We start from the raw sequence: 9,700 nt of genomic DNA on the forward strand, positions 1-9,700 counted from the left end.
TGAAATATAAAGCCCTGAAACGAAGTTGTTTTAGGGCCTCTTTTTGCTACAGTTTAAGTCTTTTTTGCTAGAAAAACTCATCCTTTTGACCGACCACAATTAATTGCTAAAAAAGATATACTAGGTCTATATAAAAAGTTACTGTCGAAGCGACAACTTGCAAGGCTTCTTAACTTAACTCAAATAAGATATCTTTATAAAAAACTTATTATTTGACACATCTTTCTTAATTGATTAGAATCAACTATATTATTTAGTATGCGCAACAACTATTCTTATATTAGTAAATACCTAAGAAATGGTTGATATCTATCACAAAAAAGTTGCTATAGCAACATCTTTACGTAAATGTATTAGGAGGAATTATTATGTCAAACGTATTATTTATTAAAGCAAATTCACGCCCTACTGAACAGGCTGTAAGTGTTCAATTATATGAGGCTTTTTTACAAAGCTATAAAGAATCTCATCCTGAAGATACAATTACAGAGCTTGATCTTTTCCAAGAAAACTTACCTTACTATGGAGTAGACAGTATTAACGGAATGTTCAAACGTGGTAAAGGAATGGAATTAACATCAGAAGAAGAACATGCAGCAAATACAGTTCAAAAATATTTGGATCAATTCCTTGCAGCAGATAAAGTTGTTTTCGCCTTCCCACTTTGGAACTTCTCAGTTCCTGCTGTTCTTCACACGTACATGGATTACCTATGTCAAGCAGGAACAACATTCAAATATACAGCAGAAGGTCCTGTAGGATTATTAGCTGATAAAAAAGTTGTCCTTTTAAATGCACGTGGTGGCGTTTATTCTGAAGGTCCTGCTGCATCAAAAGAAATGTCGGTTAACTATGTAAAAACACTTTTAGATTTCTTTGGTATTAAAGAAACAACAGACGTAATAGTTGAAGGTCATAACCAATTCCCTGACCGTACGAACGAAATTATTGAAGCTGGTATTCAAAAAGCTGCATCTGTTGCTACTCAATTTTAATCAAGACTTTCTTGATATGGAATATAACACTTGAAAAAGATAAATACTAAATAAGTGTTAGATAAGTAACACAAAACTGCAGTGCGGAGGGATTTCTTTGACGATTCTTAGCATGATCATAAACTTATTAATTAGGTTTTATAGAGGGCTATTCACGATTAGTAGAGAAGTTTCAAAACTAACATACAGAATGAATGTACCTTCCTTCATTTAAGAATAAATAAGAAAAACCCATGCATATGCAAAAAAAGCGAGCACATTACTGCTCGCTTTTTTTATTTATTTTTTCCTAGCTAAAGCAGCTCGGTCATCTACTGTTGGTGGTTGTTCAAACCAGCCGTTTTTTATTAATATATTCGCCCCATCTTCAGCATAAATTCCTATTTCAGCAAGTAATCTCATGTATTTTAAAATAACGTCTTTTCTTTGACAAGTTGATAAGGCGGTGCCATAATAGCCTACTGTTACTGAAACTAATGACACGATATGGAACAGCATAAGTTTGTCTGAAAATGGTGAGACCGTGCTATTAGATACTTCAGATGTCCAATTTCTTGGTGATGGCAAATTATCTTCTGTTAAAATTTGTGTAAAAATATCATTATGCTTTTTGCAAATATTTGCCCCTCTTTGAAAATATTCTCTTACTTCTTTTGAGTGACAAACTTGGCTAAAACCAATTTCTAAATCAATTTTTGCAATCGTTTTTTGCATATTGTAATAGATGTTTCCCACTTCGATTCCATTTAAAGGCCTCTTTTTTGTAAACCAGCCGCCCAAATAATCTTGCTTATCAACAATATCCGTTTCATGCGGAGCATTTATGTATGGCGGTCTACTAAATACACCTTTATGTAGCATTAAGTCAAGCATTTTATCATATAAAGTTGTAGCCTCTTGATTACATTTTATAAAATATTCTCTTTGGTCGGCTCTCACTGATGTTCCAACCGCTAGTGAATAGCTATTCATACCATGAAGGGTCATCACATAGAGATATTGCATCATGAAGTTATCTGAAAACAATGGTGGTGCATTAAGATTAATGTCTTCTTCTGTAAACCCTTTTGGAGGAGGATACTCTTCCTTTTTTAATAATTCCTTCACTTTTTCAACATGTGTTTTAGATAAGTTCAACGCAAATTCTAGGATTGATTTTACTTCGTCATCCTTTACCGTCTTAATAAAATAAGTTAAAACACAAACCGACATACTATCATTCATATATTGACCCCAAAGTGCAGTAATCTCAGGTCCAGTTAATCGAACATTTTGAGTCATAGTAACCTCCTTTACCTCAGATTATTTGTTAAGTGGTTATTTTTAATACATTATCTTCCGTAGTTGATCATTTCCCACATCAAATTGACAAGATCATGCTATAACTCTAAACTTATGAATAGACATATTTAGTAAATTATAGGAGCCGTAATAAATGACACTTTCTTTAAACGACTATATTAGTATTTTCATTCATCAAACAGACTTGGAATTAACCAGTTATGTTAAAAATAAATTATCACCCTTTAATATTGCCCCCGAGCAAAACTTAATTATGATGTTACTTTGGGAACATGATGGACGTAGTCAAAATGAAATTGCAGCCAAGTTGAATAAAGATAAAACCAACATTGCAAGAATGTCATACGGCCTTGAACAAAAAGGCTTTATAAAAAGAAGAATGTGTCCAAATGACCGCCGGGTTCAACGGTTATATTTAACTGAAAGTGGACTAAAGCTTAAAAAGCATATTATTCCAATTGCTGAACAGTTTAACACTCTAGTATGTCAAAATATCACCACCGAAGAGATCAATCAGCTTAGAAAAATCCTTTTAAAAATGCGGGCAAATTTAACATGACACTTTAGAAACCTGATGAAGGTTTCTTTTTATTTTGTTTACCTTCTTTTCTAATCGGGAATATCAATACCACTTCAAGAACATACTTTTCAGTTTATTTCACATAATATGACAGGATAAAAAATGAGGAGGTAGTTTCTTTGAGCAATAATCAAAATCAACAAAAACAAACAATGCCACCACAGCATCAAGATGTACAACCTGGTCATGAGGATATGATGAATCCACAACCAAAATTTGATGATACTTCTTATACAGGAATTGGCAAACTGAAAAATAAAGTAGCGATCATCACTGGTGGAGATAGTGGAATTGGACGAGCTGTTGCGTTGTTTTTTGCAAAAGAAGGTGCAAATGTTGTGATTTCTTACTTAAATGAACAAAAAGATGCAGAAGAAACGCAAAAGCATGTTGAAGCACAAGGTCAAAAATGCTTACTTGTAGCCGGTGATATTGGAGATGAGTCTGTTTGTCAGCAAATTGTGTCAAAAACTATTGATGCATTTGGTCAACTCGACATTGTTGTTAATAATGCAGCTGAACAACATCCGCAAAAAAGTATTGAAGATATAACAAGCGAACAATTAGAAAGAACATTTAAAACAAATATTTTCTCGTTTTTCTATTTAACAAAAGCAGCTCTTCCTCATTTAAAGAAAGGCAGTGCAATTGTTAACACCTCTTCTGTAACGGCATACGCAGGAAATGAGCAGCTTCTGGATTATTCTGCTACAAAAGGTGCAATTACGACCTTTACAAGATCACTAGCACTCTCACTTGCGGGAAAAGGAATTAGAGTAAACGGTGTTGCACCAGGTCCTATTTGGACGCCACTTATTCCTTCAACCTTCCCTGCTGATCAGGTTGCAACATTTGGCTCAAACGTACCAATGAAGCGACCAGGCCAACCAGAGGAGCTTGCTCCTGCATATGTATTTTTAGCAAGTGACGATTCTTCCTACATGTCTGGTCAAATGATCCATGTTAATGGTGGGAAAATTGTTAATGGCTAGTTAATCAAAAAGGCTGCCGAATAATTACGGCAGCCTTCCTCTTACTTCTTCTTTCCACGCTTTTTAGCCAATATTAAAAAGATGATAAATAGTGTTGGTACAATAATAAACACACTAATAAACGGAATATTTAAACCGGTTTTTTCTTTTATTTCATATATTTCGGCAATCTCTCTATCAATGATAAACTCATATTCATTGTTTTCCTCTTCAAACGTATCTCCAGTTAGAAGTCCTTGAAGTTTTTTATCCTCTGCTATTTTATCATCAGAAATTTTTACTTTCTGTGATTTCGTTGAATTATTAATAGCAACTACGACCGTTTCTTCTTCATACGTTCTCTTAAAAATAATCATCCCATCTTTTTCATACAGCAACTCATAGTCACCTTTTGTTAAAGAAGGTAGAGTTTTTCTGACGATCGCAAGCTTTTCAAGATAATCAATCAATTCTTCATCAGATTGGAAGTTCATCAACGGTCGGTTCGTAGGCGGTTCTCCTCCGTCAACAGCAATCTCAGAGCCATAGTACACAATTGGTGTTCCTGGAATGGAATACATATAAGCAAAAGCCATCTTCAACCTTACACCAGGATGTTGGTTATTTTGAATGGCGTGCCTTGTAAAACGAACCGTTTCATCGCTATCAACATATGTGCTAAGTAAAGGTGATGATTGTTCTGCAACTTCCGTAACAGGTTTTAATGATTGATCAACATTCGTAAATGCTTGGGTAGCTGCTTCATAAAAAGGAATATTCAGCAACGAATCAAAACCGGATTCCATATAAGCAGAGATCACATCTGGATCATGCTCTTTTACAGTTCCTACTAAATAATAATCCTCATTAATTTCTTTTAGTTTTTGATGAAATTCCTGCCAAACTTCCTGATTCACTTCATCAGCTTGTTTTATGTAATACCCATCTATCCCTGTTTCTTGCATCCATGATGTTGCAGTTGAAATCATATCTTCATTTTTCTGTCCATAATCTAGCATAATTTTCATGTTAAGTTTATGAGCTTCATCAACGAGTCTCTTTACATCTTCAACTGTTCCAGCATGCTCATCAATCTGCTTTACCTCTGAGTTCTCAGTTTCTTTAAACACTGGAGATAAAATCAGGGTGGTAAATCCCATTTCATGAAGATAATCTATTTTTGTTAGAATTCCTTCAATATCGCCGCCATGGTATGCTGCAGGATCCTCAAAATTCTGGTCTCCATCATTATTCGGGTCTGCATTATTAAAGCGATCAACAACTACATAATAGGCAATCTCTTCCTGCCATGCCTTTTCTTCTTTTTCAGCTGCGCTCACAGGGAAGGCATAAAAAAGAAGTAACGGAATGAGGAAAAGTTTTAAAGCTTGTCTACGCATTTTGTTCCGTTCCTCCTACATTCTTATATCACTACGTTCTTAAGAATATCGCTTCAGGCAACCGACCGTCAAATGTAAATGATCTTCTCCTTAAAAATGATTCTTCAGTGAATATCGTTTATGTGTTTTGAAGAAGCTTAGTAATACAAAAATCTACTAAGGAGGTATCCATGCAAAAAGAAGCCATTTATCATCGTTCAAGAGATCAATATGCTTATCCTAATTCTGATGGAACTTTTCATATTCAGCTCCGAACGAAAGCACAAGATATAAGCTCTGTCACTGTTGTTTATGGAGATCCCTTTGAGTTTCATGAAAACCATTGGGTTCACACAACTAAGGAGATGAGTATTAGTGGAAGTGATGGCTTTTTTGATTATTGGTTCATTAGCATCTCTCCTCCACAACAGCGATTACGATATGCATTTCATATCAAAAGCGGTGACGAAGAGCTATTTTTTACAGAGAAAGGAACCTATGATACTGTTCATGAAGACTTTTCAGCCTATTTTTGTCTTCCTTATTATCATCGATCCGATGTGTTTACAGCACCTGATTGGGTAAAAAATACAGTTTGGTATCAGATTTTTCCTGACCGATTTGCAAACGGAAATGTTCATAATGACCCGGAAGGTACAATTCCCTGGAACAGCACTGAACCTACACCAACTTCTCTATTCGGCGGAGACTTAGAAGGAGTCATAGAACACCTAGATTACCTAATTGATTTAGGCATAACCGGAATCTACTTTACGCCAATTTTCAAGGCGCATTCTAATCATAAATATGACACAATTGATTATTTTGAAATTGATCCACAATTCGGAGATAAAAAAACGCTTAAAAGGCTAGTTACTTCTTGTCACGATAAAGGCATAAAGGTCATGCTTGACGCCGTCTTTAATCATTGCGGAAAAAACTTTCCACCGTTTCAGGATGTGCTTCGAAATGGTCAAAATTCTCCATACAAGGACTGGTTTCATTTGTCCGTTGAAGAATCTGGTGAGATTCATTATGAGACCTTCTCTTTTGAAAGATCAATGCCGAAATTAAATACACAGCACCCGGAAGTGAAAAAATACTTAATAGAAGTTGGTCAGTATTGGATAAAAGAATGTAATATCGACGGATGGAGATTAGATGTTGCAAACGAAATTGACCATCAGTTCTGGAGAGATTTTCGCCACGCGATAAAGTCAATCAATAAAGACGTTTATCTTGTTGGAGAAGTGTGGCATGATGCGATGCCATGGCTTGAAGGAGATATGTTTGATGCTGTAATGAACTATCCGTTCTCAAATTTGCTGCATCGTTTTTTTGCCTATGATGATCTAAATGCAAAGCAATTTTCAGATGAGCTACAAAGGTATTTACATCAATATCCACAACCTGTTTATCAGTTCTCCTTTAATATGGTTGGAAGTCATGATACTCCGCGAATCTTAAATCTTGCGAGCATGAACAAACAACGAGTCAAATTATTAAGCGTTTTTCAATTTAGCTTTTACGGTTCTCCGTCTATTTACTATGGAGATGAAATTGGCCTATCAGGTGAACAGGATCCAGGATGCAGAGGTTGTATGGTATGGCAGGAAGATCAACAAGACAGTGATATGCTTTCATTTATGAAGAAACTCATCAAGCTCCGTAACTCTTATCCTGTCCTTGCAAATGACGGAGCATTTTCGATATTAATGGCCGACGAATCAACTAATGTTCTTTGTTATCAAAGAGAAAATAATAAGCAGTTAGTTATAATCATCATAAATCTTTCATCACAAAAACAAGCATTTCCATTGCCTGTTAAATTGAAGGATCGCACCATTCTTAATCTTTGGAACGAAGAAGAATATGCCGCCCATTCGAACGAGTTATCAGTAATACTTAATGCTAATGAGTTTACTTTATTGCTAATCGAGTAGAAAAGGGAAATGAGTTTTCCCTTTTCCTCTTTACCTTCTAAGAATCATTTTTCGATACTCAATTGGACTGGTTCCTTCCATCCTTTTAAAAAGCTTTGAAAAATAAGTAGAATCCTCAATTCCTACTTCTTTTGCTATGTTGGCAATTTTATCATCAGTTGTTGCTAATAACTTTTTCGCTTGGTTCATTCGATATTTGTTTAAATACATATTCGGAGTTTCACCGACTATTTTTTGCATACAACGCGTTACATAATCCGGATGAAAATGAAGAGAAGCTGCGATATCCTCCATCTTTATTTCCTCTTTATAATGCTCTTGTATATAATTAACAGCTCCCTCCACAACTTTCTCAGCTGCTGTTGGAATTTTGCATGCCTCTTTTTGTAAATACAATAAAAATTCATGGAAGTGCAGCTGCTGTCTTAGTTGATAGTCCGGTGTTTGATGATCAACATTTAAAATGTTAAGAAAAATCGTTTCTATAAAATTGGTGTTCTCAATTTTCCCAAGACATGGTATGGAAAATTTATATGTTGGTGGTGTCTCATGATCACCTTTTGAAATTTGGATATCCGCCCAATTCGTAATCCCCTCTTCCACAAGCTCATAATGTGTTGGAATCGCAAAATGTAGCCAATAGTACTCTGTCCTCATTGAGCTTCCTTTATGTCCATAATGCTCAAAACCAGGAACTAAAAGAATATATTGCCCTTTTCTTACTGTGTAAGGAATTTCATCTTCAGTTATAAATAATTCACCAGACTTTACATAAATCAAATCAAATACAGTAAAAACTCTTCGAAAATGCTTTTTACCTTCTTCAAAAATAGCAATTCCCCCCTGAATAAAAGTGGGAGAAGGCGGTGCAAAAAACTCAATATGAAACATCACAAATTCTCCTTTAGGTCGTATTTATCCAAAATATATCGCTATTCTCTCTTTCTATTATACTGCAATGTTTGTAAACTTATTAAGTATTATCAAAGCAATGTAAAGGAGTTGAACAAAATGGCGTTAGAAAGACAAGGTCGTAAAATCACATTATTTGCACTAACATGGCCAATTTTTATTGAAACTCTTCTGCATATGTTAATGGGAAATGCTGATACATTGATGCTTAGTCAATACTCTGACAACTCAGTAGCTGCTGTTGGAGTTTCCAACCAAATTTTATTTCTATTAATCGTCATGTTTGGATTTATTGCAACAGGTACAACTATACTGGTTGCTCAATATATAGGTGGTACTAATTACAAAGATGCCAAAGAGGTATCAACGGTTTCTCTTTCTGCCAATCTATTATTTAGTATTTTAATTAGTGTTGTCATTGTCATCGCAAGTGAAGACATCCTACAATTGATGAACTTACCACCAGAACTAATGCCGGATGCTACGATTTATTTACAGCTTGTAGGAGGCTTTTCCTTTGTGCAAGCATTAATCATGACATCAGGAGCTATACTGAAAAGCTATGGCTATACAAAAGACACTATGTATTTAACAATCTTCATGAACCTGCTTAATATTATCGGGAACTATTTCTTTATTTTTGGTCCATTCGGATTTCCAGTACTAGGTGTTCAGGGGGTTGCCATATCCACAGTTGTATCAAGGATCATTGGCCTTTTTATCATTCTCTATATTTTAAAGAAGCGTGTTCACTTTACCCTTAACTTAAAAGAGCTCTTTAAGCTTCCAGTACACCATCTTAAAAATCTGCTTCATATCGGGGTTCCTACAGCTGGTGAGCAACTTTCTTACAATACATCGCAAATGGTTATTACAATCTTTATTACAATGATTGGAACCGAAGCTTTAACCACAAAGGTCTATGCTCAAAATCTAATGATGCTTATTCTATTATTTAGCTTAGCGGTTAGCCAAGGTACACAAATTCTAGTTGGGTACATGATTGGGGCAAAAGATTATGAAGCTGCATATAAAAGATGCTTACAAAGCCTATATGCTGGAATCATCATCTCTACGCTTATGGCTATAATTTTTTCGCTCTTCTCAGATTCTTTACTAGGTATTTTCACCTCAAATGAACGTATACTTGAGGTCGGTGGGATCCTGATCCTTCTAACCATCATTCTTGAACCAGGCAGAGCCTTTAATATGGTTATTATTGGTTCACTACGTGCTGCAGGTGATATCCGCTTCCCAACCTATGTAGGGATACTATCGATGTGGGGAGTCAGCGTACCAATCGCTTATATCCTTGGCATTCATTTTGATCTAGGACTAATCGGTATCTGGATCGCCTTTATTGCTGACGAATGGGTAAGAGGTATTATTATGTTCTATCGCTGGAAATCCAGAGCATGGATGACGAAACGCTTTTCTCAACATGCTGCTGTTTCATGAGGTAAGTCAATAATGTGGAATTGCAGTCCAATTTGGGCTGCTTTTTTTGTCTTATTTGAATTTATGAAAGTTTGACCACTTTCAAGTAATGCTTGTCATTTATCAGGTTTATGAAGAATGTTGGGACGTGCTTCTATCTGTGTTTTGGTCTTCATTCGCC

General features: G+C 35.4%; 8 protein-coding genes. 5 read left to right on the top strand and 3 right to left on the bottom strand.

Translation table 11 applies throughout. From position 1 onward, the window contains the following. Positions 1–368 precede the first annotated feature (368 nt). The gene (locus tag COD11_RS15935) at positions 369–995 is read left to right on the top strand and encodes an FMN-dependent NADH-azoreductase (RefSeq protein ID WP_098797895.1); all 627 of its coding nucleotides are present in this window, start codon (positions 369–371) and stop codon (positions 993–995) included. 279 nt (positions 996–1,274) lie between these two features. Here COD11_RS15935 and COD11_RS15940 read toward each other — a convergent pair whose 3' ends face one another. Further along, positions 1,275–2,276 carry a DUF3231 family protein gene (locus COD11_RS15940; protein ID WP_098797896.1) on the bottom strand — a complete coding sequence of 334 codons (1,002 nt, stop codon included), beginning with the start codon at positions 2,274–2,276 and terminating at the stop codon, positions 1,275–1,277. Between the two features lie 154 nt (positions 2,277–2,430). On the opposite strand from COD11_RS15940, the gene COD11_RS15945 reads away from it, so the two are divergent. Both COD11_RS15945 and COD11_RS15950 read left to right on the top strand, forming a co-directional pair. Then, positions 2,431–2,856: a MarR family winged helix-turn-helix transcriptional regulator gene (locus tag COD11_RS15945; RefSeq protein ID WP_098797897.1), complete on the top strand. Its 426-nt coding sequence runs from the start codon at positions 2,431–2,433 to the stop codon at positions 2,854–2,856. 140 nt (positions 2,857–2,996) lie between these two features. Then, positions 2,997–3,869, top strand: coding sequence for an SDR family oxidoreductase (locus COD11_RS15950; protein ID WP_098797898.1), 873 nt, complete (start codon positions 2,997–2,999; stop codon positions 3,867–3,869). A 41-nt stretch (positions 3,870–3,910) separates the two neighbouring features. Here the strand turns inward: COD11_RS15950 and COD11_RS15955 are convergent, their stop codons facing one another. Then, positions 3,911–5,248 carry an alpha-amylase family glycosyl hydrolase gene (locus tag COD11_RS15955; RefSeq protein ID WP_098797899.1) on the bottom strand — a complete coding sequence of 446 codons (1,338 nt, stop codon included), beginning with the start codon at positions 5,246–5,248 and terminating at the stop codon, positions 3,911–3,913. A 170-nt stretch (positions 5,249–5,418) separates the two neighbouring features. On the opposite strand from COD11_RS15955, the gene COD11_RS15960 reads away from it, so the two are divergent. Next, a complete protein-coding gene (locus COD11_RS15960) occupies positions 5,419–7,170 on the top strand; it encodes an alpha-glycosidase (protein ID WP_098797900.1) in 1,752 nt (583 codons plus the stop codon). Between the two features lie 30 nt (positions 7,171–7,200). Here the strand turns inward: COD11_RS15960 and COD11_RS15965 are convergent, their stop codons facing one another. Then, positions 7,201–8,061, bottom strand: a complete 861-nt coding sequence (locus COD11_RS15965) for a helix-turn-helix transcriptional regulator (RefSeq protein WP_098797901.1) — start codon at positions 8,059–8,061, stop codon at positions 7,201–7,203. Between the two features lie 120 nt (positions 8,062–8,181). Here COD11_RS15965 and COD11_RS15970 point away from each other — a divergent pair, with 120 nt between their 5' ends. Beyond that, entirely contained in the window at positions 8,182–9,540 is a 1,359-nt protein-coding gene (locus COD11_RS15970) for an MATE family efflux transporter (RefSeq protein ID WP_098797902.1), read from the top strand. Positions 9,541–9,700: the final 160 nt, after the last annotated feature.

Origin of the sequence: Bacillus sp. AFS040349, assembly GCF_002577655.1 — a bacterium.
In the GTDB taxonomy this organism is placed as follows: domain Bacteria; phylum Bacillota; class Bacilli; order Bacillales; family Bacillaceae; genus Metabacillus.

What these genes read in the sequence shown, in the direction of transcription:
- COD11_RS15935 (WP_098797895.1), top strand. Translation starts at nt 369, where the DNA reads ATGTCAAACGTATTATTTATTAAAGCAAATTCACGCCCTACTGAACAG.
- COD11_RS15940 (WP_098797896.1), bottom strand. Translation starts at nt 2,276, where the DNA reads ATGACTCAAAATGTTCGATTAACTGGACCTGAGATTACTGCACTTTGG.
- COD11_RS15945 (WP_098797897.1), top strand. Translation starts at nt 2,431, where the DNA reads ATGACACTTTCTTTAAACGACTATATTAGTATTTTCATTCATCAAACA.
- COD11_RS15955 (WP_098797899.1), bottom strand. Translation starts at nt 5,248, where the DNA reads ATGCGTAGACAAGCTTTAAAACTTTTCCTCATTCCGTTACTTCTTTTT.
- COD11_RS15960 (WP_098797900.1), top strand. Translation starts at nt 5,419, where the DNA reads ATGCAAAAAGAAGCCATTTATCATCGTTCAAGAGATCAATATGCTTAT.
- COD11_RS15965 (WP_098797901.1), bottom strand. Translation starts at nt 8,061, where the DNA reads ATGTTTCATATTGAGTTTTTTGCACCGCCTTCTCCCACTTTTATTCAG.
- COD11_RS15970 (WP_098797902.1), top strand. Translation starts at nt 8,182, where the DNA reads ATGGCGTTAGAAAGACAAGGTCGTAAAATCACATTATTTGCACTAACA.